The organism is Streptomyces sp. NPDC054796, assembly GCF_053611545.1.
The window spans coordinates 15440-40317 of the sequence record NZ_JBSHAO010000038.1 but is presented as its reverse complement, the minus strand read 5'-3'; the positions used below and the strand labels follow the sequence as shown (position 1 = coordinate 40317).

The 24878-nt window shown below is 72.6% G+C and carries 23 protein-coding genes and 1 riboswitch; of the genes, 9 read left to right on the top strand and 14 right to left on the bottom strand.

Going from position 1 to position 24878, the window contains the following annotated elements:
• Nucleotides 1-878 precede the first annotated feature (878 nt).
• Both ACWGJ2_RS27345 and ACWGJ2_RS27340 read right to left on the bottom strand, forming a co-directional pair.
• Nucleotides 879-1205 carry a chorismate mutase gene (locus ACWGJ2_RS27345; protein WP_453348901.1) on the bottom strand — a complete coding sequence of 109 codons (327 nt, stop codon included), beginning with the start codon at nt 1203-1205 and terminating at the stop codon, nt 879-881.
• 274 nt (nt 1206-1479) lie between these two features.
• Nucleotides 1480-2646 (bottom strand): hypothetical protein, encoded by a 1167-nt coding sequence (locus ACWGJ2_RS27340; protein WP_453348900.1) that lies wholly within the window; start codon nt 2644-2646, stop codon nt 1480-1482.
• A 373-nt stretch (nt 2647-3019) separates the two neighbouring features.
• Here ACWGJ2_RS27340 and guaA point away from each other — a divergent pair, with 373 nt between their 5' ends.
• Both guaA and ACWGJ2_RS27330 read left to right on the top strand, forming a co-directional pair.
• Complete coding sequence (gene guaA / locus ACWGJ2_RS27335; protein WP_453348899.1) at nt 3020-4606, top strand: glutamine-hydrolyzing GMP synthase; 1587 nt, start codon at nt 3020-3022, stop codon at nt 4604-4606.
• Between the two features lie 153 nt (nt 4607-4759).
• The gene (locus ACWGJ2_RS27330) at nt 4760-5329 is read left to right on the top strand and encodes a Uma2 family endonuclease (RefSeq protein ID WP_453348898.1); all 570 of its coding nucleotides are present in this window, start codon (nt 4760-4762) and stop codon (nt 5327-5329) included.
• A 28-nt stretch (nt 5330-5357) separates the two neighbouring features.
• On the opposite strand, the gene ACWGJ2_RS27325 is transcribed toward ACWGJ2_RS27330, so the two are convergent.
• Entirely contained in the window at nt 5358-6203 is an 846-nt protein-coding gene (locus tag ACWGJ2_RS27325; protein WP_453348897.1) for a helix-turn-helix transcriptional regulator, read from the bottom strand.
• A gap of 125 nt (nt 6204-6328) precedes the next feature.
• Between ACWGJ2_RS27325 and ACWGJ2_RS27320 the strand changes: the two genes are divergently transcribed.
• Complete coding sequence (locus ACWGJ2_RS27320; RefSeq protein WP_453348896.1) at nt 6329-7126, top strand: SDR family oxidoreductase; 798 nt, start codon at nt 6329-6331, stop codon at nt 7124-7126.
• 25 nt (nt 7127-7151) lie between these two features.
• On the opposite strand, the gene ACWGJ2_RS27315 is transcribed toward ACWGJ2_RS27320, so the two are convergent.
• On the bottom strand, nt 7152-8405 hold the full coding sequence (locus ACWGJ2_RS27315; protein ID WP_453348895.1) for a hypothetical protein: 1254 nt from the start codon (nt 8403-8405) through the stop codon (nt 7152-7154).
• Between the two features lie 68 nt (nt 8406-8473).
• Between ACWGJ2_RS27315 and ACWGJ2_RS27310 the strand changes: the two genes are divergently transcribed.
• Together ACWGJ2_RS27310 and ACWGJ2_RS27305 are read left to right on the top strand one after the other, a co-directional pair.
• Nucleotides 8474-8767 carry a helix-turn-helix transcriptional regulator gene (locus tag ACWGJ2_RS27310; RefSeq protein ID WP_453348894.1) on the top strand — a complete coding sequence of 98 codons (294 nt, stop codon included), beginning with the start codon at nt 8474-8476 and terminating at the stop codon, nt 8765-8767.
• Nucleotides 8764-9306: a hypothetical protein gene (locus tag ACWGJ2_RS27305; RefSeq protein ID WP_453348893.1), complete on the top strand. Its 543-nt coding sequence runs from the start codon at nt 8764-8766 to the stop codon at nt 9304-9306. Before ACWGJ2_RS27310 ends, ACWGJ2_RS27305 begins: the two co-directional genes overlap by 4 nt.
• A gap of 14 nt (nt 9307-9320) precedes the next feature.
• Here the strand turns inward: ACWGJ2_RS27305 and ACWGJ2_RS27300 are convergent, their stop codons facing one another.
• The 5 genes from ACWGJ2_RS27300 to ACWGJ2_RS27280 all read right to left on the bottom strand — a co-directional run bounded on the left by ACWGJ2_RS27300 (nt 9321) and on the right by ACWGJ2_RS27280 (nt 14699).
• Complete coding sequence (locus ACWGJ2_RS27300) at nt 9321-10217, bottom strand: hypothetical protein (RefSeq protein WP_453348892.1); 897 nt, start codon at nt 10215-10217, stop codon at nt 9321-9323.
• A gap of 227 nt (nt 10218-10444) precedes the next feature.
• Nucleotides 10445-11077, bottom strand: a complete 633-nt coding sequence (locus tag ACWGJ2_RS27295; RefSeq protein ID WP_453348891.1) for an RloB family protein — start codon at nt 11075-11077, stop codon at nt 10445-10447.
• A 71-nt stretch (nt 11078-11148) separates the two neighbouring features.
• On the bottom strand, nt 11149-12417 hold the full coding sequence (locus ACWGJ2_RS27290) for an AAA family ATPase (RefSeq protein WP_453348890.1): 1269 nt from the start codon (nt 12415-12417) through the stop codon (nt 11149-11151).
• 141 nt (nt 12418-12558) lie between these two features.
• Nucleotides 12559-13281 carry a LuxR C-terminal-related transcriptional regulator gene (locus tag ACWGJ2_RS27285; RefSeq protein WP_453348934.1) on the bottom strand — a complete coding sequence of 241 codons (723 nt, stop codon included), beginning with the start codon at nt 13279-13281 and terminating at the stop codon, nt 12559-12561.
• A gap of 50 nt (nt 13282-13331) precedes the next feature.
• Complete coding sequence (locus tag ACWGJ2_RS27280) at nt 13332-14699, bottom strand: PspC domain-containing protein (protein WP_453348889.1); 1368 nt, start codon at nt 14697-14699, stop codon at nt 13332-13334.
• Between the two features lie 267 nt (nt 14700-14966).
• Here ACWGJ2_RS27280 and ACWGJ2_RS27275 point away from each other — a divergent pair, with 267 nt between their 5' ends.
• Together ACWGJ2_RS27275 and ACWGJ2_RS27270 are read left to right on the top strand one after the other, a co-directional pair.
• Nucleotides 14967-16544 carry a PspC domain-containing protein gene (locus ACWGJ2_RS27275; protein ID WP_453348888.1) on the top strand — a complete coding sequence of 526 codons (1578 nt, stop codon included), beginning with the start codon at nt 14967-14969 and terminating at the stop codon, nt 16542-16544.
• Nucleotides 16541-16846 carry a hypothetical protein gene (locus ACWGJ2_RS27270; protein ID WP_453348887.1) on the top strand — a complete coding sequence of 102 codons (306 nt, stop codon included), beginning with the start codon at nt 16541-16543 and terminating at the stop codon, nt 16844-16846. The genes ACWGJ2_RS27275 and ACWGJ2_RS27270 overlap by 4 nt, the downstream gene beginning before the upstream one ends.
• Nucleotides 16847-16893: 47 nt before the next feature.
• On the opposite strand, the gene ACWGJ2_RS27265 is transcribed toward ACWGJ2_RS27270, so the two are convergent.
• From ACWGJ2_RS27265 to ACWGJ2_RS27255, 3 genes are all read right to left on the bottom strand, one after another.
• On the bottom strand, nt 16894-17376 hold the full coding sequence (locus ACWGJ2_RS27265; RefSeq protein ID WP_453348933.1) for a DoxX family protein: 483 nt from the start codon (nt 17374-17376) through the stop codon (nt 16894-16896).
• 286 nt (nt 17377-17662) lie between these two features.
• The gene (locus tag ACWGJ2_RS27260; RefSeq protein WP_453348886.1) at nt 17663-19180 is read right to left on the bottom strand and encodes a hypothetical protein; all 1518 of its coding nucleotides are present in this window, start codon (nt 19178-19180) and stop codon (nt 17663-17665) included.
• Nucleotides 19181-19249: 69 nt separating this feature from the next.
• Nucleotides 19250-20095 carry a class II aldolase/adducin family protein gene (locus ACWGJ2_RS27255; RefSeq protein WP_453348885.1) on the bottom strand — a complete coding sequence of 282 codons (846 nt, stop codon included), beginning with the start codon at nt 20093-20095 and terminating at the stop codon, nt 19250-19252.
• Nucleotides 20096-20257: 162 nt separating this feature from the next.
• On the opposite strand from ACWGJ2_RS27255, the gene ACWGJ2_RS27250 reads away from it, so the two are divergent.
• Nucleotides 20258-21019 carry a hypothetical protein gene (locus tag ACWGJ2_RS27250; RefSeq protein ID WP_453348884.1) on the top strand — a complete coding sequence of 254 codons (762 nt, stop codon included), beginning with the start codon at nt 20258-20260 and terminating at the stop codon, nt 21017-21019.
• A 158-nt stretch (nt 21020-21177) separates the two neighbouring features.
• Here ACWGJ2_RS27250 and ACWGJ2_RS27245 read toward each other — a convergent pair whose 3' ends face one another.
• Nucleotides 21178-22299, bottom strand: a complete 1122-nt coding sequence (locus ACWGJ2_RS27245) for an NlpC/P60 family protein (RefSeq protein WP_453348883.1) — start codon at nt 22297-22299, stop codon at nt 21178-21180.
• A gap of 383 nt (nt 22300-22682) precedes the next feature.
• Between ACWGJ2_RS27245 and ACWGJ2_RS27240 the strand changes: the two genes are divergently transcribed.
• Nucleotides 22683-23036: a hypothetical protein gene (locus tag ACWGJ2_RS27240; protein WP_453348882.1), complete on the top strand. Its 354-nt coding sequence runs from the start codon at nt 22683-22685 to the stop codon at nt 23034-23036.
• Between the two features lie 155 nt (nt 23037-23191).
• Here ACWGJ2_RS27240 and ACWGJ2_RS27235 read toward each other — a convergent pair whose 3' ends face one another.
• Nucleotides 23192-24373: an NlpC/P60 family protein gene (locus tag ACWGJ2_RS27235; RefSeq protein ID WP_453348881.1), complete on the bottom strand. Its 1182-nt coding sequence runs from the start codon at nt 24371-24373 to the stop codon at nt 23192-23194.
• Nucleotides 24374-24381: 8 nt separating this feature from the next.
• Nucleotides 24382-24580: riboswitch (cyclic di-AMP (ydaO/yuaA leader) on the bottom strand.
• Nucleotides 24581-24878: the final 298 nt, after the last annotated feature.

Below are 24878 nucleotides of genomic sequence, written 5' to 3'. Positions count from 1 at the left end.
CGACGGTGGGGCGCGGTCCGGCTGGAGCAGCAGCGTACGGGCGGATCACGCGTCGCGGCAGGGGTATGCGGGGCGCCTGTGGGAGGCCCTTGTTCCGCTTAAGGGGGCATCACGGGACAAAGGCGCAGAGTTGCCCACGCTTCACCAGGTTTTGATGTGGCCTATGTCACAGCGCGGTCGGCTGGCCGGCTCAGTGGCCGGCACAGCGAAGGGCCCCGGGGTGCCGCCGGGTGGGTGGCGGCTTCCTCGGGGCCCTTGGCGGTCAGCGCGGGCTCAGGGCAGCGCCCGCGCTGAGGGCGGCGCCGGGGGGTAGCGCCGCTGGTCGGTACGGCCGGAGGCGGAGAACCGCCGTGGCCCGCCGAGCGGTTGAGGGGTGCGGGACACCTTCCGTGCATCGTGGTGGATGCGCCGCGTGCCGCGCAACCGTTTCGACGGACTCCGTCGCCGCCCTCGTACGGGCCGGGAGCGCGGCGTCGCGAGAGGGCCGGGATCCGCGGAGCGGCCGGTCCCGGGCGTCCCCGCGACCGGCCGCTGTCCCCCCGCCAGAGGCGGGGAGGTGGGTGACCGGGCTGCTGTCCCCTGCTGTCCGGTCACAGCACCGGAGCGAGGTCCCACGACGCTGCCGTCTCCGCCTCACGGGAGACACGGGCGTCTCACGCTCCGGTGTCGCCGCCCCAGTGCAGCCGGGCACCCAGCCGACATCGGGACACCGGGTCCAACGAAGCCCGTCCGGGCCGGTCACGGGCCGTACGGGTGACCGCGGGCGACCGGCGAGGTGACGGCGGCGCGCTCGGCGGGTGCCCTGCGGGGTGCTCTACGAGGTGCTCTACGGGGCCGCCTCGCGGGGCCCCATCAGGGGGTGCCGGACCCGCTCCGGCTCACAACTGGCCGCGGCACAGCCCCAGCAGGGTCATCGCGAGCTGGGTGCCGGGGCGGCCCAGTTCGGCCCTGTAGTGGTCCAGGACCTCCATCTCGCGGGCGAGGTGGACGCGCCGTCCGCCGGACTCGACACGGGCGCGCTGGATGCTCTCCGAGACCGCCATCCGCTCCCGTACGAGCGCGAGAATCCTCGTATCGAGCGCGTCGATCCGCTCCCGCGCGCCGCTGATGATCTCCTCCGCCGTGGCGCTGGCGCTGGCGCTCGTGCCGGTGCCGGTCGCGGCACTGGCTTCGGTGCTGGCTTCGGTGCTGCTGGTGTTCGTCATGGTCCGTCTCCTCGGGCTCTGTCGGAGCCCCGGGAGCCACAGGGCCGGGAGCGGGAACGACAGACGCCCCGGGCCTTGTGTGGCCCGGGGCGCCTGGGAAGTCGCTTGTCTGTGGTGGCTCAAGCAGCTCGACCATGGCAGCCGGACGGGCCGGTGCCATAGGTAAACCAGAAGCTGGTCTGCTCGAACATGCGGCACAGTATGCCCCCGTGCGCGGGGTGGCCGCCACCCCGCACCGGGCCACCGGGCCGGGTCCTCCGGCCCCCGGGCCGTGTCAGCGCGTGGAGCGCTCGATCAGCTCGTAGCTCTCCGAACTGCTCTCGCCGACGAGGAGTTCGTACGAGCCGACGGCCCAGAACCGCCCCGTGCGGCCGAGCGGCGCGAGGTCGGTGATGTTGTACGCCTGCGTCGCGCCGCCCGTCACCTTCGCGCCCTCGATCTCGCTCCACCGCTTCCCGTCGTACCGCCAGAACACCGGCGGGCCCTCCCAGCCGTCGGGGTCGCCGCTGACCCAGACGTTGCCCCGGCCGTCGCCGTTCACGGCCTGGGGTATCAGTCCTCCGACGGGGCCCGTGATGTCCTTCCAGGAGCGGCCGTTCCAGTGCAGCACCCGGGGCTCGTGGCTCTCCCCGTCGACGGAGGAGACGTAGGCCGTCGCGTAGACGCTGCGCGCCGACTCGGCGTAGACCTGCGCGAGGCGCAGCCCGGTGCCGGGCACCGGGACCTCCGTCCAGTCCTCGCCGTCCCAGTGCAGCGCGACGGGCCGCGACTCCTGGCCCGCGTACGAGAAGCCGCCCACCGCCCAGGCGTCGTCGGCGGTGCGCGCGTCCACGTCCTCGGCGCTGATGCCCGTGGGCAGGTCCTCCGTCTGCCAGACGCCGTGCGACCAGGTGCTGAGGCTGTAGTCACCGGCCAGCCAGGCGCGTCCGGGTACGGCGGCGAGTTCGGCGAAGCCCTGCTGGGGCCCGGCGTCGTCCGGCAGGGGGACGCGCTGCCACCTGCGGCCGTCGTAGTGCGTGGCGACCTCCTCGGTCTGGCTCCAGCCGTAGGCCCACACGTCGCGGGGCGAGACGGCGTCCACCGAGTGCCAGTAGTTCACCTGGGGCAGCCCGGCGGTGCGGTCCTGGCGCCAGGAGCCGTCCTTCCAGCGCAGGATGACGCCGTCGGACACGCCGCCGAAGCTCTGGTGGCCGACGGCCCAGGCGGCGTGCGGGCCAGCCGCCGACACGGAGCTGAGGTGCGCGTTGGCCGAGAGGCCGCCCGCCTCGGACACCTCCCAGGCCGGGGCGTGGCCGCCCGTCGCCGCGGCGCCGGTGGCGGGCGCGACCACGGCCGTCGTGGCGACGACCGCCGTCAGCGCGACGGCCCTCGCGAACGTCGCGCACGTCCGGGGGCGTGCTCTCCCTCTCCCTCTCCCTCTTGATCTCGCTCTCACGCTCATGCGGGTTCCTCTCCGGGTTCCGGGTGCGGTGCGGTGCGGTGCCGTGCGGGGTGGTGTGACGCGTATGACCCCCGGCTACGGGGCACGGTTGCCCAGAACGGGGCATTCCGTTAGAAGCGATCTGAAGCGGCGATAGTGGGAGGTAAACGGCATCGGTACCGTAGGTGGACCCCGGGTGTACGGGACGGCCACCGGGGCCGGTGATCCCCGTCACGGGCCGCTGCGGGCCGCCGCTGGCTGCCGCGCGGGCACGTACGTCGTGGCGCGCACCCGGCAGAGGCGGGGCGGGAGAGAGGGCAGGCGGGCGACCCGCCGGGCCCCGTTAGAATCGAGGTCCACACCCAGCTCAGCTCCACCGCCGAAAGGCAGCTCCGTGGCTCCCACCCCGCCCAGCGCAACGCCCGACACCGTCCTGGTCGTCGACTTCGGCGCGCAGTACGCCCAGCTCATCGCCCGCCGTGTGCGCGAGGCGAGGGTCTACAGCGAGATCGTCCCGTCCACCATGCCGGTGTCCGAGATCCTCGCGAAGAACCCCAAGGCGATCATCCTCTCGGGCGGCCCCTCGTCCGTGTACGCGGAGAACGCCCCCTCCCTGGACCGCGCCCTCTTCGAGGCCGGGGTCCCGGTCTTCGGCATGTGCTACGGCTTCCAGCTGATGGCGCAGGCCCTCGGCGGCACCGTCGACAACACCGGCAGCCGCGAGTACGGGCGGACCGACCTCAGCGTCTCCAAGCCCTCCTCGACCCTCTTCGAGGGCACCCCGGCCGAGCAGCAGGTGTGGATGTCCCACGGCGACGCGTGCTCCGCCGCGCCCGAGGGCTTCACGGTCACCGCGTCCACCAGCATGGTCCCGGTGGCGGCCTTCGAGAACGACGAGCTGAAGCTGTACGGCGTGCAGCACCACCCCGAGGTCATGCACTCCACCTACGGGCAGCAGGTGCTGGAGCACTTCCTCTACCGCGGCGCCGGACTCACCCCCTCCTGGACCACGACGAGCATCGTGGACGAGCAGGTCGAGGCCATCCGCGAGCGCGTCGGCGGCAAGCGCGCCATCTGCGGCCTGTCCGGCGGGGTGGACTCGGCGGTGGCCGCCGCGCTGGTCAACAAGGCCATCGGCAGCCAGCTCACCTGCGTCTACGTCGACCACGGGCTGATGCGCAAGGGCGAGACGGAGCAGGTCGAGAAGGACTTCGTCGCGGCCACGGGCGCGCAACTGCGGATCGTGGACGCCTCGGAGCGGTTCCTGGACGCGCTGGCCGGGGTGTCCGACCCGGAGCAGAAGCGGAAGATCATCGGCCGGGAGTTCATCCGCGTCTTCGAGCAGGCCCAGGCGGAGCTGGTCGCCGAGGCCGACGAGGCGGGCGAGGACGTCGCCTTCCTGGTGCAGGGCACCCTCTACCCGGACGTGGTGGAGTCCGGCGGCGGCACGGGCACCGCGAACATCAAGTCGCACCACAACGTCGGCGGCCTCCCCGAGGACATCGAGTTCGAGCTGATCGAGCCGCTGCGCAAGCTCTTCAAGGACGAGGTCCGCATGGTGGGCCAGGAGGTCGGCCTGCCGGACAACATCGTCCAGCGCCAGCCGTTCCCAGGCCCCGGGCTCGGCATCCGCATCGTCGGCGAGGTCACCAGGGAGCGCCTGGACATCCTGCGCGAGGCCGACGCCATCGCCCGCGAGGAGCTGACGGCCGCCGGTCTGGACCGCGACATCTGGCAGTGCCCCGTGGTCCTCCTCGCCGACGTCCGCTCGGTCGGCGTCCAGGGCGACGGCCGCACCTACGGTCACCCGATCGTGCTGCGCCCCGTCTCGTCCGAGGACGCGATGACGGCGGACTGGTCGCGCCTGCCCTACGACGTACTGGCCCGCATCTCGACGCGGATCACCAACGAGGTCTCCGAGGTCAACCGCGTGACCCTGGACATCACGAGCAAGCCCCCGGGCACCATCGAGTGGGAGTGACCCCGGGGGCCGCCGCGCCCTTGGGCGTCTCGCCCGCCCGTAGCTGACCGCTCCGGCCCGTCATGGCCGACCACGCGCCGCCGCTCACTCGTTCGAGTGGCGGCGCGTGCGTTTCCGCCTGCCGTGCTGAACGTACGGCCGAGGATCCCGCCCATGGACTCCTGGCCGGTACCTCCGCCCGAGGGCTACACCGTCGACGATCTGCTGACCCTGAAAGACCTCCCGTCGCGCACCGAGCTGATCGACGGGAGTCTGGTTTTCGCGAGTCCGCAGAACAACTTCCACAGCGTCGTCCGTTGTCTGCTGGAGCAGGGTCTGCGCAGGTCGCTTCCCGCCCATCTGCGGGTGCGGAGGGGGATGGCCGTCGTGCTCGACGCGCGGAACGGGGCCAGGCCCGATCTGCTCGTCGTCAGGGCCGAGGCCGTGACCGGCAGGCGGCAGACGCGCTATGACGTGGCCGACGTCGAGCTGGCCGTCGAGGTGGTCTCGCCCGACTCCGAGTCGCGCGACCGCGACACCAAGCCCCACAAGTACGCGCGCGCGGGCATCCCGAACTTCTGGCTGGTGGAGGTGGCTGGCGCGGAGGACACCCCGGTGGCGCACACATACGTGCTCGACCCCGTGAAGAAGGTCTACGAGTCCACGGGCACCCACCTGAAGCAGCTCTCCGTCGACCTCCCCTACGCCATCGACGTCGACCTTACGGAGATCGACCGCCTGTAGCTCGTACGTCTACGTCTATGTCTACGTCTCAGCGGTCCTCGTCCGCCCCCGTTCCCGCCTCCGCCTCCGCCTCCGTGTAGATCACCAGGGTGTGGTCCGGCTGACCGGCGACGTGGAAGGCCGTGAACGCGAAGACGGACGGGCCGCGTTGGGGGTGGCGCAGGCGTTTGCGGCCGCCGCGTCTGTCCTGGACGTCGTAGCGCGGCCACCAGTCGCGGACCTCGGCGCTGCCCGCGTGGAGTTCGTCGGTCAGGCGGGTGTAGCGGGGGTCGCCAGGGTGGCGGGCGGAGAGGGTGCGCAGGCGGGCGAGCAGGCCGCGGGCCTCCGTCGTCCAGTCGAGGACCACCTCCTTGGCCACCGGTTCGAGGAACGTCCAGCGGGCGAAGTTCGCCGGGCGGTCCTCCGACGCCGTGAGGCCGGGGAACAGTTCGCGCGCCGCGCGGTTGGCGCTGAGCACGTCGTAGGTGCCGTCGATGATGTACGCCGGGTGCGGCTGGAGCAGCAGCGGGACGGCCGCCACCTCGGGGGCGAGCGGTTCGGGTCCGTCCGCCTCGGGCCCGGGAGCGGGCGCGTGACCGGCGAGCTGGAAGAGGTGCCCGCGCTCGTGCCGGTCGAGCCGCAACGTCGAGGCGAGGGCTTCGAGCACCTGGTCGGAGGCGCGGATGTCCCGGCCCTGTTCGAGATACGTGTACCAAGTGGCGCTGATCCCGGCGAGCAGCGCGAGTTCCTCCCGGCGGAGGCCGGGCGTCCGGCGCCGCCCCGTGCGCGGCAGGCCGACCTCCTCGGGGGAGATCCGCTCCCTGCGGCTGCGCAGAAAGGCGCCCAGTTCGTCGCGTCGATCGCTTCGATCGCGTCCGTCGTGCTGGTTCGGCATGGTGGATGGCACCTCTTATTCCAGGATAAACGCGCTCTGTATACCAGGCTAAAGGCGTCGCAGACTGCTTTCGGGCGGGAGCCGGAGCGCGTGGCTCCCGCCGACGCGACGAGAGAGGAACCACCATGTCGGCAGCCGGTACGGAACTCGGTACGGAACTCGGTACGGAACAGAGCAGGGACGGGTGCGAGGGCGTGGAGGGCAAGGTCGTGGTCGTCACCGGGGCCAGCAGCGGCATCGGTGAGGCGACCGCGCTGCTGCTCGCCCGGCGCGGCGCGCGGCTCGTGCTCGGGGCGCGCAGGACCGATCGGCTCGCGGAGCTGGCGCGGCGGATCGAGGAGGCGGGCGGCACGGCCGTGCACGCCCGTACGGACGTGACCCGGCGCGAGGATCTGCACGGCCTGGTCGATCTGGCCCGCGAGCGGTTCGGACGGCTCGACGTGCTGGTCGGCAACGCCGGGATCGGCCCCATCTCACCGCTCGACGAACTGCGCGTCGACGACTGGGACCGGATGGTCGACGTCAACATCAAAGGCGTGCTGCACGGCATCGGCGCCGCGCTGCCGGTCTTCCGCGCACAAGGCGGCGGCCACTTCGTCACCGTCGCCTCCACGGCCGCGTTCCGGATCGTGCCCACCATGGCCGTCTACGCGGCGACGAAGTTCGCGGTGCGCGCCCTGTGCGAGGGGCTGCGCCAGGAGGCGGGCGATTCGCTGCGCGTGACGACCGTCTCGCCCGGCGTCGTCGCGACCGAGTTCGGCGACGGGGTGACCAGCCCCGGAGCGAAGGCGCTGGTCGGCGACATGCGCGACCGGTTCTCGATCCCGCCGGAGGCCGTCGCGCGGGCCATCGCCTTCGCGGTGGAGCGGCCCGCCGACGTCGACGTGAACGAGGTCGTCGTCCGCCCCACCGCGCAAAGCTGATCCCGGGCCCGCCCGCAGGCCCGTATCAGTAGGCGAGGGCCCGCGTGTACCGCGTCTCCAGCTCCGTACGCAGCCGCCGCGCGGTCCCCTCGGGCACGTCGCGAGCCTTCGCCCAGGCGTCGAACGTCTCGAAGAGCCGCACCCTGGTGTCCAGCAGCCGCGCCACGGCCCGTTCGCCCTTCCCCGGCCCGGCGTCGGGATGCCGCTGGGCGACGGTGGCCATGGGCGGGCGGCTGGTGACGCGGTGGTCCGCCGCGAGGTACGTGCCCCGGGTGTGGCGGAGTACCGCGCGGTCGAAGGCGGCGAGGTCGGGGACGGTGCCGTCCTCGACGTGGGAGGTCCGGGACCGTGCGAGGACGGCCAGGAAGCCGGTGGTGCGGCTGAACTCGACCTCCGTGCCCATCAGCCCGTCGGGCCCGCTGTGGCCCGGCTCCGAGCCGTCGTCGTCCAGCCGCTCCAAGTAGGCCGCGAAGTAGGCGCGTTCGGCGTCGTAGAGGATCGCGTAGGCGTGGGGGTCCGCGACGGCGTGGTGGACGACGGCCTTGAGCCGCTGGCTCGCCTCCGAGACCTCCGAGACGCTGAAGACCGCGTGCACGTCGCGCCCGTTGGGGAAGGGCTCCGACCAGTTGCCGCTGCCGTCCTCGTAGCGGGCCTCGTCCCGGGTGGCGGTGGGGCGGGACCAGTCGCGTTCGGCGGGGTAGTCGATGTCGCGCCGGACGTCGCCGATGTAGGCGGCGAGCACGCGGGCGACGTACGGGGCGAGCGCGAGGGGGAAGTCGGCCTCGTCGTACGGGTCCTCTCCGAGGAGGAGCACCGCGCCGTGCACGATGCGGGCCTGTGCGGCGGTGTGCGGTTGCGCGTCCCTCGCGTCCCTCGCGTCCCCCGCGTCCCTCGCGTTGTCGGTGGCGCCCGTGGCCGCCGCGACGAGTGCGCGGCCCGCCGCCTCCGTGCCCTTCGCGCCCTCGCAGAGCGGCGCTCCGCCCGTACGCAGCAGGCGGCGCAGCGGCTCCGTGCGGCGCATGTCCTCGCCGGGGTCGAGCGCGGCGGTGGCCCGTCGCGGGTCGGCGGCGAGCCGACGGGCCGGGTCCGGGGCCTGGCGGCAGGCGCTCGCGGCGTCGGCGTCGCCGCTCAGCACCGGTACGAGCACCACGGCGCCGCCGACGACCAGCACGGCGAGGGCCACGGTCCCTGCGGTCAGGGTGAGTCGGGCGCGACGCGGAAGGGCGCGGAGGCGGCCGGATATCCGGCGGGGGAGGCGGCGGAGGCGGGGGAGCAGCACGCGCCGAGGTTAGCGCCTGTGCGGAGGCGGGCTTGTGGGTGTGCTCATGAATGTAGTACTTCTTATACATGAGCGAGCAGGTGCACAACAGGCTGGCGGTGGTGCGGGCGGAGCGCAAGGTGAGCCGTCAGCGCCTCGCCGAGGCGGTCGGCGCGCACTACCAGACCATCGGCTACATCGAGCGCGGCCAGTACAACCCGAGCCTCGACCTGGCTCTGCGCATCGCCGCGTACTTCGAGCTGCCGGTCGAGGCGCTCTTCTCGCTGGAGCCGTTCCGCTCGCTCACGGACGAGGTCTACGGCAGGAAGCCGTTAGCCAGATCGTCGACGAAGCCGTCAACGGGGAGGACAGATACGCCATGAACGTCACGCGTCACGACAGGTGGCTGTACCGGACGATGAACGACCCGCGCACCCGCCGCGCCCACGCCACCCGCGCCCGCCGCCGCTTCTTCGTGGCGAGCCACATGGCGCTGACGGCGGTCACGGCGACGGGCGCGGTGCTGCTCTTCCTGAGCGACGAGCCGTGGTGGTCGGCGGCCGTCCTCGTACCGATGGTGGCGTGGATTCCGGTGACGGGGGTGCTCAACGCCAGCACACGTGGCCTGCTGGAACTGCGCTCCCGCGCGCTCGACGAACGTCAGCTCGCCGAACGCGGCGAGGTCCACACCCGCGCCCACCGCCTCACCCTGGGCGCGATGACCACGGCGCTGCTGGGCTTCTTCGTCGCCGCGATGCTGTTCGACGTCCCGTTCCACGACCTTTCCGTCCCGCTCGCGGTCACGTCCTTCGCGGTGCTTCTGCTGCACTGGCTGGCGCCGCTGTGGGTGGCGGTGCTGCGGGTGCCCGACGAGGTGGACGAGGACGAGGAGTACGAAGGGTTCCAGGGCGCGACGGCCTGAACCGGCGAGGTCAGTCATGGGCTGGCCGTGACCGGGACCTTCCGTGCGCCGCGCGCCGCCCTGAAGGCGGCGAGCCCGGCGCTACTGGCTGATTCGGCGCGCGCGGTGCGGCAGCCGGGGCACCGTTCCTCGTCGCCGACGGGCGTGAAGAGGAGGGGCTGCGTATGCGGGCCCGCGCACTCCCGCATGGCGGCGACGCGGGGTTCCGGAGGCGGCCCGGCCGCCACGTCCGGCACCGCTGGCAGCGCGTGTTCCAGCCGCCAGCGCAGGGCCCCGAGCGGCGAACGGGCCTGCTCCAGACCGGAGACGAGCGTGCGACGTAACTCGGCGGCGGGCAGGCCGAGCGCGAGCCAGGGCGCGGCGAGCGGGGCCCAGCGCCGTGCCTTGGCGACGGGCATCGCCAGGTGCGGGGCGGCCCGTCCGAGCGAGAGCAGCAGCGCTTCGGCCTCGGCCTCGGCCTCGGCCTCGGCTCCGGCATCGGCCTCGTGCCCGGCGGCCGGGTGGGAGGTGTTCTCCCCGGGTGTTCTACGGGGTTGAGGGGCGGACGCCCGATCGGTCGGCGCACCGGCGGCCGGTGTGACGGCTGTCGGATACCGCGCCGCGTGCGCTTCCTCGGGCGAGAGCGGCACGTTCGCGACGAGCTGCACCGTCGTCCACCGCCCGCCCTCGCCCTGGCAGCGCCACTCGTACAGGTAGCACTCGGCGCGTAGCTGGGACTTGGCCCGCTGGAACGCGATCTTCCCGATCCCGGCGCGTTCCGCCGTCTTCCACAGCGGTTCGTCGGAGCCTTCGGGGAGGGAGAGTTGCCAGGCCAAAAGCCGTACGGCGTTCGCGGACAGGCGCGGGTGCCGGATGATGTCGTTCGGCAACTGGGAGTAGAAGCGCGTAGGCGCGGTAACATGCCGGTGCATCCCAGGTCTCCTTGTGACCTCGGTGGTGAAGGCCCCCGACCCGGTGTTGGCGCACCGACGGGGGCCGCCTCATTTACGAAACGAGGCGAGCTGACAAGCGGCAGAGTGCACGCCGCGTGAGGGTCTGGCGACACGTGGTAACGGTGCGTGAAACCCGCCCCCGAACTGGCATTTCTTGGCGGGGCCATCCCCGCATCCAGCACTGCGCGGAGGCGCGCTCCGGCCGCTCAGTAGTCCGTGATGTCGAGGGCGTTCTCCACGAACGTCCACACGCCCGTGTACGGATCCCATCGGCACGGATCGGGGTGCCGGTGCTGCACGTTGATGCGTTTCGCGTAGTTCTTGGCCTGCTGGTACCCGCCGAGCACCTGACCTGCCCGTACGTGCTTCACCAGGTTGTCGTCGACCTTGGCGACCGTCGGACCGTAGGTCTGCGGGAAGCCGTTCTGTGCGCGCAGCTTGTCCCGCGCACCGTTGCACACGCCTGCGAAGGTGCTGGTGTAGTTCTGGTAGTGGAGGAGCCGCCACAACTCGAAGCAAGGATGTGAGTACGCGACACCGATCTGCTCCCGCTCAGCGAGGGCGACGGCCTCTCTGACGAACTTGTGCTCGTCGCGGTCGAAGAGGCACCACACCTGTGGCCAGCGGTCGTCGTCCTCCGTGAGCTTCGCTTTCCTCGCCTTGCGCCGCACCCCGCGCGCGAAGGCGACGGCGTCCTCGACCAACGGCATCGGCTTGCGGTCCCGTGGGGTCCGGAACTCGCAGATGACGTTGAGACCCGGAGTGCCGCGCGTCCCGTGGGCGCGGACGATCTCGGCGTACTCCTCTTCCGTCACCTCGCCCTCGGCGAAGACGTACACCTCTCGTGCGCGCTTCCCTCGCCGCTCCCGCCGCTGTCGGTGAGCGTTGTCCTCTCCCCGTTTTCTGCCCATCAGGAGTTGTCGGCCCCCGTCGCGTGCTGGATTTCCTCCGTCATGCGCAGGCTGCGGCCGAGCTTCCCCGGAGGGAGCCGTGGGACGCCGCCGAAGGCCCCCGCCAGGTAGGAGTCGGTGAGGTCTTCCTCCACGCCCGGCTCCACATCCGCCACCGGATACAGCTCCGTGCTGCCGTCCTCGGCCTTCTCCGTCAACCAGATCTGTCCCGGATCGAGCAGCCGGCCGCCCCTGGGCAGGCTCAGCAATGAGGCGTCGTGCGAGGTGAAGACGAGTTGGGCACCGTTGACGTTCACCGAGGGGGCCTGGAAGAGGCGGACGACCTCGGCGGCCATCTTCGGGTGGAGGCTCGCGTCCAGTTCGTCGATGAGGAGGACCGCTCCGTCGTCCAGCGCGAGCAGTATCGGGCCGATCAGCGCGAACCAGGAGCGGGTGCCGAAGGACTCGTGCGCCCAGTCGATCGCGACGGCCTCACCGCTGTCGCCACTGTGCAGCAGCTCGACTCTCGGCCGCTCACCGGGCTTCCGCTCGACCTTCGCCTTGCGGATGCCGAGGTCGGCGACGCGGAGCAGTTCTTCGATGCGCTCGCGGTCGTGCCTCTCCAGCAGCCGTTCCGCCGTGTACGCCTCGCGCTGATGGTGTGCCGTTGCCGGGGCGACGCCCCGGAGGTTCTGCTGGAACCACTGGAAGACCGGTGTGAGCTGCGGGTGGTTGTCGTTGGCGGCGCGGGTGAGGAGGAGGGCATCGGGGCGGGTGGTGTCCGCCAGGCGGGCGCGGTCGCGCAGCCGTCCGCCGGGGAAGTCGAACTCCCGGTCCCGGGCCGCGTCGCGGTCGAACCAGACCTGGCGCCGCCCCTTGGGGTAGGCGTGCAGCCACTCCGACTCCACGCGGCGGTCGCCCAGTTCGAAGCCGTAGGTCCAACGGACGCCGGTGTCGGAGAGGATGAAGTCCGCCTCGTAGAAGGTGCTCTCCGCCGCGTGCTTCCGGTCGAGCAGGAACGGCTCGCGCGGGATGCGCTCGTGCGCTGTCCAACTCGCGTACGAGGTGAGGACCGCCTCGCGCATGTCGGCCAGGGCGTCGAGCACGTTGGACTTGCCGGAGGCGTTGGCGCCGAAGATGCCGAGCACGGGGAAGACGGGGAGGCTCTTGCCGTCGGACAGTCCCAGTTCTCGCGTCATGGCGCTCGGCTCATCGGGTGGCGGGACGAAGGCAAGCGTCTGCTCGTCACGCAGCGACCGGAAATTGGCCACGCGGAACTTCAGCAGCATGCGCCCTCCTATCCACTTTCCGCCCGTTTCCGCCCGTCACTGTGCGTCCGCGCACAGAGTAGCGGCGTGATCAGGGCTCCGCGAGGCGAAGCACGGAGCAGGGCACGGAGCCGTTCACGAGGCGGAACCGTTCACGGAGGGCTACACCAGCCGACGTGCCGTCGCCCACCGCGTCAGCTCGTGGCGGTTGGAGAGCTGGAGCTTGCGGAGGACCGCCGAGACGTGGGACTCGACCGTCTTGACGGAGATGAAGAGCTGCTTCGCGACCTCCTTGTACGCGTAACCTCGTGCGATCAGCCGCAAGACCTCGCGTTCGCGCTGCGTGAGGCGGTCCAGGTCCTCGTCCACGGGCGGGGCGTCCGTGGAGGCGAAGGCGTCCAGGACGAAGCCCGCGAGACGCGGGGAGAAGACGGCGTCGTTCTCGGAGACGCGGAAGATCGCGTCGACGAGGTCCGTGCCCGTGATGGTCTTGGTGACGTAGCCTCGCGCGCCGCCCCGGATGACGCCGATGACGTCCTCGGCCGCGTCCGAGACCGACAGGGCGAGGAACCGGACGGGCTCGTCGGCGGCCATCAACGGGGCGCAGCGGCGCAGCACTTCGACGCCCCCGCCGCCCGGGAGGTGGACGTCGAGCAGGACGACGTCCGGGCGGGTGGCCCCGATGACGCTGACCGCCTGGTCCACGTCCCCGGCCTCGCCGACCACATCGACGCCCGTCGTCTCCGTACGCCCGATCTCGGCCTGGACGCCCGCGCGGAACATCCGGTGGTCGTCCACCAGGACGACCCGCACGCGACGCCCCGCCGCCGGACCCGGCGCGTGCGCGTCCACCGTGTCGGCCGGGCCCGGCGCGTGCGCGTCCACCGCGTCGCCCTCGCCGGACGTGCTCGCCGGGGTACCTGCTGTCTCGTCGCTCACGAATCCGTCGCCCTCTCCATCTCCAGCTCCACCTCTGTCCCCTCACCCGGTGCCGACCGCACCCGTGCTGTGCCCCCGTTGCGCTGCATGCGGCCGATGACCGACTCGCGCACGCCCATCCGGTCCGCCGGCACCGCGTCGAGATCGAAGCCGGGGCCACGGTCCCGTACGGAGACGAAGACCGTGCGGCCCTCCACTTCCGCGAAGACCTGGACGGCGCCGCCCTCGCCACCGTACTTGGCGGCGTTCACCATCGCCTCGCGCGCGGCCTGAATCTGGGCGCCGAGGCGCTCGTCCAGGGGGCAGTCGCCGACGCAGACGACCTCCACGGGGACGCCGTGGTAATCCTCCACCTCCGCCGCCGTCTTGCGTACGGCCTCAGCCAGTGTTGAGGGCTCCTCGTCCTCGTCGTCCTTGCCCGTGCCCTCCGGGCGGTACAGCCAGGCGCGCAGCTCGCGCTCCTGGGCGCGCGCGAGGCGGGCGACCTCGCGGGGGTTCTCGGCGTTGCGCTGTATCAGGGTGAGGGTGTGCAGCACGGAGTCGTGCACGTGCGCGGCCACTTCGGCCCGCTCCTGCGCGCGGATACGCATCAGACGTTCCTCGGACAGGTCCTGCATCATCCGTACGAGATACGGGCCCGCGAGCAGCGCGACCCCGACCAGGATCGCCAGCGCAGCCTGGAGCACGGGCCCCAGGTGCCGGGCCGAGCCCTGGACGACGACGATGCCGCTGACCCCGACCGCCACCAGCAGCACGCCCGCCGCGCCGCGCGCGATCGGCAGCAGCCGCTTGCGGCGGCTGACCTCCGCCCAGTGCGCGCGCCGCGCGTTGTCCGCCTGGCGCCAGACGAGGATGACGCCGAGGCCGATCAGCAGTAGCGGCCACAGATAGGTGTTAGCCCGCCCGAACTGGAGGCTGTCGCCGACGATCACCATGACCGCGATCAGCGCCAGCATGGCGAATATCTGGCCCTTGTCGGGCTTGCGCACGCGCCGCCTGCGCTTGCCGTCGGCCTCGACGGCTATCCCGAAGGCTCCCGCTCCCGCCGCGCCCGCGCCGCCAGGACGTGTGCGGCCGCCTGCGACGCCGCCGGTGCCCAGCGGCACGACGAACCAGAAGGCGGCGTAGAGCAGCGCACCGAGGCCGTTGGCCACGCACAGCGCCATGAAGACGATGCGCACCCAGGAGACGGGCAGCCCCAGGTGCCCGGCAAGCCCGCGTGCGACGCCGCCGAGCATCCGGCCCTCGGCGCTGCGGTAGAGCTTGCGCAGCGGCGGCTCCTCGGGGAACGCCGTGGGCCCGGCAGCCGCCGTGCGGGCGGCGCCCCCGGACGGGGCTTCGGTGCTGCTACGGCTGGTGGGCATCGCGCCTCCTCCGGCAGGTCGGGGACTCCCCGGCACTGTGGCCGTGGGGGAGGCCGGGCGAAGGGCGGGAGGTCATGCATCGATCGTCACACGTGTGTGCGGGTCGGGGCATCAGGGTCGGCCCCTGACGAGGCCCCTAGGTTTTCGCCCGTCCGTGCGCGTAAGGACCCGTACGGGCGTCGGCCCGCGAGCGGAACGCGGATCTCAGGGACGCGTCCGGGTCGGTCCCGGATGTCAGGGGCGCGTGCGGGGAGCGAACATAGCCGTATGACCGACGACCAACAGCCGCGCCCCGGCCCGGGGCCCTCGCACGAAGAGAGGGGCGAGGGCGCCGCGGGCGCCGAGCGCACCGCGGCCGGAACCCGGTGGCCCGGCTGGGGAGAGCCCGGCGCGGCAGCGGCGGGGGAGGAGCCGGAGGAGCCCCGGCGCAGGCTGCGCCGCGGGCGCAAGCACAAGGTCGTCAGCGGCGTGTGCGGCGGCCTCGGCCGCTATTTCGACCTCGATCCCGTCATCTTCCGCGTCCCGCTCGTCGTGCTCTCCGTCGTCGGCGGCCTCGGGCTCATCTTCTACGGCTTCGCCTGGCTGTTCATCCCCGCCGAGGGCGAGAAGGAGAACGAGGCGCGGCGGCTGCTGTCCGGGCGCGTGGAGGGCACATCGCTGTCGGCCGTGCTCGTCGCGCTCGTCGGCTGCGGCCTCTTCCTCGCCTCCCTCGGCAACGGCAGCATCATCTTCTCCCTGATGCTGGTGGCGGCCGTCGCGGGCGCCGCGTACTGGTCGCAGCACAGGCGCCAGGCGGAGGCGGCCGAGGCCGAGGGCGCGCCCGTCGATCCGACGACCGCGCACGCCGTCGCCGACGCACCTCCCGAGACCCAGGCCCCGCCCGCCCCCTCCTTGCCCTCGTGGTGGCGCGAGCCGCTGACGAAGGACGGCAGGGGCGGGGGACCGGGGCCGTTCGGCACGGGGAACTACGACTACTGGCCGGACACCGGATATCTCTGGGGCCCTGACGGCAACCCGTACACCGACTCGGATCCGACCGCGTTCGTGCGGCGCAGGCGCGGTGACCGGCAGTCGATCGGCGGGCTCGTCCTGTGCCTGGCCGTGCTGGCGGGCGCGACAGGCACGTCGGCGACGTGGGGCACCCGCTCCCTCAGCAGCAGCCTCACCCTCGGTCTCGGCCTGGCGCTCGCGGTCTTCGCGCTGGGCCTGGTCATCAGCGCGTTCGTGGGCCGCGTCGGGGGCGGCACGATCCTCTCGGTCGTCCTCACGGCCGTACTGCTCGCGGGCGCGGCGCTGCTGCCCAAGGACATCGGCACGGACTGGCGGGACAGCCACTGGACGCCGGGCTCGGCCTCGGCGGTCAGACAGGAGTACCGCACAGGCAGCGGCGAGGCCGAACTCGATCTCAGCGAACTGAAACTCAAGGAGGACGAGACGATACGCACGGGGGTGCGGGCCGGGGCCGGTCAGCTCAAGGTCGTCGTCCCCGCGAGCGCCGAGGTCCGGCTCGACGCGCACGTGGGCGCCGGAGAGATACGGCTGCCCCTCAGCTACGACCCCGATGGCGGCCCCGTCCGCTACGACTCCGCCGGCGGCCTCGCCAAGCACCGCCAGACGACGCTGGAACCCTTCGCCGAAGCCGAGTCCGAGTCCGGGGCCGGGGCCGGAGCCGGGGTCGAGAACGGGGAGGAGGGCGAGACCAAGGCCAAGGGCACGCTCGATCTGAGCCTGCGCCTGGGCGTCGGACAGATAGAGGTCGTGCGCGTGCTGCCCTCCGGCGAACGCTCCGACGGCGCGCCCCAGGAAGTCGTCCCCGGGGCCGGGCAGTGGGAGGGTGCGCGATGACACGTCACCTCGTGCGGCACCGGTTCGAACCGGCGCGGCTGCTGCTGGGTCTCGTCCTGCTGGGCGCCGCGCTCGCCTACGTCATGGACGCGCTCGGCGAGTGGACGGTGCCCCTGTGGGTGCTGCTGGTCCTGGTGCCGTTCGGGCTGGTCCTGGCCGCGTGCACGGCTCTGGTCACGCTGATGGTCCGCCGCCGCGCGCGGCAGCGCGGCAAGGGGGCGCCGCCCCTGGGCCAGATGCCCATGGACACCCTCCGCGAGGGCTACGGCTCCTCGCGGGAGGCGGGCGCGCGGGACGGCTGAGTCTCCCGTCGAATACGGGTGGGCGACGGCTCGGTCGGCTCGCTCCGTCAGCCGAAGATCTGCTGGCCTCTCCTCCGGCGCCGGAGGGCGAGGAGGGTGTCGAGGGAGTACATGGGGGCGCCGGCCATGATGAGGGGGATCCAGGCCATGAGGTACGGGAGATCGTTGCCGTAGTAGTAGGGGTCGCTCGCCCAGCTCACCGTCAGCCACAGCGTGAGCGAGATCAGCGCGCCGCCCAGCGCGGCGACCCGCGCCCAGAGCCCGAACAGCGTGCCGAGCCCCACCGCCAGCTCGCCCACCGCGATGGCGGTCCCGAATCCCTCCGGACTGTGCTGCGCGAGATCGACCAGCGCGGGCACCGCCGCCGCGTCCCGCACGGAGTCCAGCATCTCGGCCAGCGATCCGGGCCCGCCCCCGGAGAGGAAAGCGGAGTCCGTGAGCTTGTCGAGTCCCGCGTAGACGAAGGTGACGCCCAGGAAGAGCCGCAGAGGCAGCAGCGCGTAGCGCGACGCCGTGGCCCGCAGCCCCATGGGCCCGCCCCCGACCGGTCCGTCGAAGCCGCTGAGCGTCCTGGGACCCTCGTCGTCGCCCCTACGATCCGCCAGTGACATACACGTACCGCCTTCCGCGAAGCCCGCAAGTGCGTTCGGTGTTTCGGTGTGCGGAGGCGATTCTTCCCGTACCGACTCCACCCAAGGCAAGTACGGAACCGAGAGTCGTCCGACTCAAACCGATTGCTCACGGCGGACCGGAGTACATGCGGCATTCCGCGTTCCCGCCGCACGCCCCCCCGTAGGGCCGGGCCTGGACGGGTGACTAGTCGACGACGTCGATCGGGTAGCGGTTCGTCTCCACGCCCGCGGCCGTGACGACCTGCACGTCGACGCGTCCCGGCTCGACCTCCACGGGAACCGGAACCGTCAGCACATCGTCGGCGGGGCTCGTGAAGCCCCCGGCGACGGGGATCATCGGGACGTTGACGTGGACGGGCCCGATGCGCACGACCATGCGGGAGAGGCGGTCGGCCGCGCCCGCGCCCGGCGGGACGAAGCCCGCGCCGCGGATCTCGATGTCGTCGCCGGTACGGATGGGCGCGTGCAGATCGCCGACCTCCCGCGCCCGCACGACCGAGAGCACCACGGGCCGCCCGCCCTCCGCGTACTTGCCCGCGAGATACGTCGCGGTGGAGACGACGACCAGCAGCGCCAGGCTCCAGGGGAGGTCGGGGAGGCGCTCGGGCTGACGGGCGAGACGTACGGCGGTGAAGAGCAGCGCTACGGCGTTGACCAGCACGTACTGCACGTCGGAGAAGGAGCCGCGGCCCGCGTCGTCGGTGAGGAGGTCGGCCGCGCGGGGACGGTCGGCGCGCACCTTCTGGAGCCGCTGGCCCTGCACGCGGACGGTCACGGTCCTGCGGACGAAGACGGCCACGGCGCAGGTGAGCGCGAGCACCGTCACCAGCCCGGCGCCGCGCGCCAGGCCCAGCCCTTCGAGCAGGGCGCGCCGGTCCGCGGCACCGCCGGTGCCCGCGAGTTCGAGCGCGAGGACGAGGACGTCGAAGGCCACCAGCAGCACCCAGGCGGCGGCCACGGTGCGCGAGGTGGACAGCCGGTTGTCCTCGCCGATGAGGGGCGCGAGGGCGCCGCCGCGGGCGCGGTGCAGATACGCGGCGGCGGTCAGCAGCCCGCCCGCCGCCAGGGCAGCGAGCAGGGAGGCGCCGCGCGCGAGGGACCAGCCCGCGCCGATCGCGGTGAGGAGCTGCCCGAGAAGCAGCACGCCGACGGCCGCCCAGACGCCGATGACCGTGTGCCGCCACAGCCGCGCGAGCCAGGCGGCGCCCTCCTCGCGGGCGCGCTCTGAGACGGCGCGGGCCGACTCGGTCAGTTCGTCGGAGACCCACTGGCGCGAGGCGCCCGGGGAGTGCGCGAGCGCGGCGGGCACGCCGTCGCCGATGGCGAGCGCGTCGCGGCGCCGGGCGAACGCGGCCAGGGCGCGGCGGTGGCCCTCGCGGGCGCCGTGGGGGCAGTCGCCGCAGGTGCAGTTGGAGTGGTGGGCGCCGTCGGTGCTGTCGTCGCGCCCTTTGCCGCCGCCGTGGCCCGTGGGCGGGCCGCCGTGGCCTCCCGGGCCTCCCGGGCCGCCGGGACCGCCCGAGCCGCCCGCGCCGGTGCGGGCGCCACTGCCGGTGCCGGTGCCGCCCGTGCCGCCCGTGCCGCCCGAACCACCCGTACGAGCGGTACCGCCCGTGTCGCCGCCCGTACCGCTGGGGCCTTCGTGCGCCCCTGGGCGGGGGCCTTCGTCGCCCGCGCCCCTCGCGCCGTCCCGTGCCGAGTCCACGGCCACTGCGCCACCCAACCTCTCAACTGCCTTGCGATGAAAGGGGATTGTGCCTTACGGGCGGGGCCGTCAGCTCAGCAGGTCCGGTTCTTCACGAGTGATGCCGGTGTAGAGGGATTGGTAGTTGATCCATGCGACGAGATCGCTGCCGATCTGTTCGCGGGTCGCCACCGCGTTCCTGTGGTCGATGAGCACGGGTTTGCCCGCCGCCTTCGCCGCGAGCTGGATGCCGCACGCCCGCTCCATCTGGTGGAACCACCACGCCGCCGCGTCCACCGTGTCCCCGACCGTCAGCAGTCCGTGATTGCGCAGGATGACGCCCTTGTACGGGCCGAGCGCGGAGGCGATGCGGCGGCCCTCGTCGGCGTCGACGGCGACGCCCGTGTAGTCGTTGAGGAACGCGTGATCCTCGTAGAAGGCGCACGCGTCCTGGGTGATCGGATCGAGCAGCTCGCAGAGCGCGGAGAGGGCGCGGCCGTGCGCGGAGTGGCTGTGGGCCACGGCGACGACGTCCGGGCGCGCCTGGTGCACCTGTGAGTGAACGACGAACGCCGCCTGGTTGACGTGGTAGCGGCCCTCGACGACCTGTCCCTCCTCATTGGCGAGGACGAGATCGCTGACGGTGATGTGCTGGAACGGCATCCCGAAGGGGTTGACCCAGAAGCAGTCCGTGAACTCCGGGTCCCTGGCGGTGATGTGGCCCGCCACGCCCTCGTCGTACCCGAACCGCCCGAACAGGCGCAGCGCCGCCGCGAGCCGTTCCTTGCGGTGCCGCCGCTCCTCGGCGACGGACTGGTGCTCCGGGGGCATCGCGAAGTGGAGCTGGTCGGTGGGTATCGGCGTCGGGCGCGCCGACGACGCGGACGACGAGGTGAAGCCCAGGGGGCTGGTGTGGGGGCGAGAGGGGTGCGTCATGCGGCTGCTCCTCCTGATCAGGGCCGTACGGGAGCGGAAGCTACCTGGGGGTAGCGCAAGTGACCAGGGGTGTGCCCGGATCTCTGACATGTCCCCGCTATGCTGCGCGCTCCGCGCCGTCCCCCTGAGGAGGCGCTTACACACCAACGGGAGGGACGGCTCGTGAGCAGCCGCCAGATCAGCAAGATGCTCCAGCAGATCGCCACGCAGGACGACGTCACGGTCGTCAGCCGCATGTCCTCGGTGAAGAAGCTCGCCAGACTGGCGTTGATCGCCGAGCAGTTCGGCTTCCAGTACGGGGACGCCGCGCAGACCGGCGCCCAGAACGGCAGCACGGCGATGCTGCTGCACCGCGACCCCAGTCCCGCAGCCCAGCAGCGCGCCGCGGCCAACATGGCCCGGTTTCCGCAGGCGGGCAACGGGGGCGATCTGCCCGGCATGCAGCCCGGCGGCAAGCTCAAGCCCCTCCCCGAGGCGGCCGACCACCTCGAACTCCTCAAGGCCCGCATCAACTTCGACCTGACCGGCAAGAGCGCCGAGAAGCGGATGCTGGCCGGGGCGGTGGGGCTCACCGTGATGATGGTGCTCGGCGTGGTGCGGGACGCGCTACAGGACGACGCGCTCGTCTACGGCGTCATCGGCTACGTCCTGCTGATGCTGCTCCTCGGCGCGGGCTTCTTGTGGACGCGGCAGCGCAACGCGAACTTCGCGGCCCGCCTTGAGACGGCGGGCTTCGCGCGCGTACGCGACGAGAACGGCCGCAGCCGCTATCTCCCGCCGGGGGCGCAACTCCCGGGCCACGCGAACCCGTTCGGCACCGGGGCGCCCGTGCCGCCGCAGGCGTACGGGGCACCGCCTGTCGGGCAACAGCCCGTTCAGGGGCAGCAGCAGGGGCAGGGGTACTTCGGAGCGCCGAGCGCGTGAGTGTGTGCCCCTGAGTGTGCTTCACGGGCTGCGGGTGCGCGGTGGCTGGTCGCGCAGCCCCCCCCCGCGCCCCTGGCGGGGCGGCCCTCGTCGCGGAGCGCTTACGCGGCGAGGTGGGCCTCCCGGTGCCCCTGGCGGGCGGGGCGGGACCGTCCCGTTCACGCCGGGCGGGTCGCTCCGGAGAAGGGCATTTCGTCGATCGGGGCGATCCGTACCGGCGCGCCGGGGCGCGGGGCGTGGATCATCCGCCCTTCGCCGATGTAGAGCCCGACATGGCTGACGCTGCCGTAGAAGAAGACCAGGTCACCGGGCGCCAGCCCTGACCGGGGGATGCGGCGGCCCGCTTCGATCTGCGTGTACGTGGTGCGCGGCAGCGAGACGCCGGCCGCCTTCCACGCGGCCTGGGTGAGCCCGGAGCAGTCGTACGCGTCGGGTCCCGTTGCGCCCCACACGTACGGCTTGCCCAGCGCGCCCCGCGCGAAGGAGACGGCACGGGCGGCGCGCGAGTCGGGGGCCACGCCCGTGGCAGGTGCTGTGGCCTCACGGGCGCCGCCGCCCGAGCCGCTGCCCGAGCGGTCGGCCCGCGCCGTCCCGTCGGAACCGTCGGAACCGTCAGGGCCGTCGGGCGCACCGCCGTGACCGTCGTCGCCCAGCACCTCGGCCCGCTTCTCCGGCGTCAGCCGGTCCAGCAGCCTCTCCGCCTCCCTGAGCTTGCTCTGAACGGTGCGCTTGTGGCGCCGCGCGCTGTCCGCCGCGCTCTTGAGGGAGGCGGCCGTCCCGGCCGCCTCCTCCCGGAGCTGCCGCACGCCGCGCGCCTGCTCGCCGACGCGCCGCACGGAGTCGGCCTGCCGCGCGCCCGCGCGCTCGGCGACGGCCGCGCGGTCGAGGTAGTTCTCGGGGGAGGAGGAGAGCGCGAGCTGGAGCGACGGGTCGACGCCGCCGCTCCGGTACTCGGCCGCCGCGTGCGCGCCCAGCGCGTCCCGCGTCGCGTTCAGCCGCTCCTGCTTGCGCGCCGCCTGGTCGCGCAGTTCCTCCAGCTCCTCCGCCGCCTCGTCGGCCTTCTCCTTCGCGCCGTTGTACGCCTCGGTGGCCTTCTCGGCCTCGTGGTGCAGCTTGTCGACCTTCGCCTTCACCTGGGCGGTGGAGCCGGGACGGGGGTCGGCGTGGCCCGAGCCCTGGAACGCGGTGGTGCTCGCGGCGGCGGCGAGCGCGAGGGTGAGCGCCGTGCGCGCTGCGGATCCGGTGAGGGGGCGGGGCTTGGGTTTTCGGTGCGAGGCCATGGTGCGGCCGTCACTTCCTTCGCGTCGCGTCGCGGCCGTACACCGTGCGGCGTCGCGTGCGACGCCCGTACGTCCGTCGAGGTGGGGATCCGGCGGCGGACCCGCACAGGGGGGACGAGCCGCCGCCGGATCTCGGCGGGGTGGCCGGGCCTCGCACGGGGCGGACCCGGCCACCTGGACGAGGACGCTAAACCTGCCCCGTGCGGCGAGGTGTGGGGTTGACCGGGACTGCCCGAGACTGTCCGCTTTCGTCCATGCGGCGCGTGCGGGCGTGAACGGGGGCGCCCGCTACGGAACGGGAACCGGCGAGACCGTGACCGATGCGGGCGATCGGCGCACCCTGGCCGTCGGGCGGTGCTACGGGCCGGGCTACGCTCCGGGCCATGGACGTCCTCATCAACCTCTTCGTCTGCCTGCACATCGTGGGCATCGCGGCCCTGCTGGGCGGCTTCTTCTTCCAGATGGGTGCCCTGCGCTCCGGCACGGCGCGGATGCTGCCGGGCATGCTGCACGGCGCGCTGACCATGCTCGCGACGGGCATCGTCCTCGTCGGCCTCAACCAGGCGGACGACCAGCCCGTGAACAACGTCAAGATCGGGATCAAGCTGGCGCTGCTGGTGGTGATCCTGGGGCTGGTCTACGTGAAGAGGGACGAGGAGAAGGTCCCGTCAGCGCTGCTGGGCACGGTCGGCGCCCTGACGACCGTCAACATCTTCATCGCGGTGCTGTGGACGTGAACGGCGGCGCGTAGTTCCTCGATCCGGCCGCCCCGGCCGCCCCGGCCGCCCCGGACGATCCGCGCGCCCCGGGCCGCCCCGGGCGCGCGAAGGGGCGCGGCGCACCCGCTGGTGCCTCCGCGCCCCGTCGGCGTACTCCCGTCGAACGCTCCGCTTCAGGCGGGCCGCACCCCCGAGTGGAACGGCATGTAGTCGATCGCCTCGTACTTCACGTCGTCGCCCGGCTTCGAGGCGTGGATCATCTGTCCGCCGCCCACGTAGATGCCGACGTGGCTGACGTCGTCGTAGAAGAAGACCAGGTCACCGGGGCGCAGGTCCGACTTGGCGACCCGCGTGCCGACCTTCACCTGGTCGTACGTGGTCCGGGGCAGGGATATCCCCGCGCTCTTCCAGGCGTCCTGAGTGAGCCCCGAGCAGTCGTACGAGTTGGGTCCCGTCGCGCCCCACACGTAGGGCTTGCCGAGCTGCTGCTTGGCGAAGTCGATCACCTTCGCGGCCTTGGCCGAGTACGAGCCGCCCGACGAACCGGAACCCGAACCGGAACCGGAGCCCGAGCCCTCGGAGGAACCGGACCCGTCGCCCTGTTCCCGCTTCTGGCGCTCGGCCGCCTCACGTCGCTCCGCCGCCGCCCGCTCGGCCGCCTCGCGCCGGGCCTCGGCCCGCTTCTCGCGCTCGATCTGCGCCAGCCGCGCCTTCTCCTTGGCGGTCAGCTTCGACAGCAACTGCCGCGCCTCGGCCAGCTTCGACTGCACCTCGCGCTTGCTCTCCTTCAGCTCCTTCTGTGAAGAGGAGAGCGATTCCAGCTCGCGCGTCGCCTCGGCGCGCTTCTCGGTGGCCGCCTTCTGCCGCTTCTCGTAGTCGTCGACGGCCTCCTTCTGGCGGCCGGTCATGCGGTCCAGCAGGTGCGTCTGCGCGAAGAAGCTCTGCGGGTCCTCGGTCAGCAGCAGCGTCGCGGTCTGCGAGATGCCGCCCGTGCGGTACTGCGCGGCGGCGAAGTTGCCGAGGACACGGCGCGACTCGTTCAGCTTGTCGGTGCGCTCGGCGACCTCGTCCAGCATGCCGTCGGTCTTCTCGCGCTGCGCGTCGGTCTTCTCCTTGGCCGCGTTGTACTTCTGCGTCGAGGCTCCCGCCTGCTGGTAGAGCTTGTCGACCTTCTGCTTGACCTCTTCGACCGACTGCCGTCCGCCGCCGCCCCCGCCGTCGTCCGAGGGCGAGGCGGTCGCGCCCTGGGAGAGCAGGGTGACGGACGCGAGGGCCGCGGTGGTGACACCGATGACGCCCCGCTTGGAGGCTGCGGAGTGCAGTACGCGGGTGCGCGGCTTGCGATGCGACGCCAAGGCCGACGACTCCTTCCGTGAACCGCCTACCGGGTTAGCTGACGGGTTCGGGCGTCGGAAGGCTGCCCTACGGACCGGAGCGCTCCGCTCACGCGGCGCGTACGGGCCGATTCACCCCGGGTGGCACGCGGGCACGCGGTGGTCGCGCGGCGTACGCGAGTGGGTCCCCGGCTCCGGCCCTGCGGCCGGACTCGGCGGTGGCCGCCCGTGCCGACGCTGTCGCCGACGGGGGTGCGGGCTGCCTGGCACGGCACGGTAGCGAAGGTGTGCCGTTCCTGTGAAGGCTGGTGAGGGATACGTCCGATATCTCTTCGTTACCCGTGCGGGATTGGTGCGGTATCCGTCCGGTATGGGCGTACGGGGCCGGTGCGTCGCGGGTACGAGGCCGTCGCAACGGGGCCGTCGACGAGCCCGCGCACCCGCACCGGGGCACGGATTTCCGGGGCGATTCCGGGGGCGATTCCCGGGACGCACGGAGGTCTGTCGGTGGGGCCGCCTAGACTCG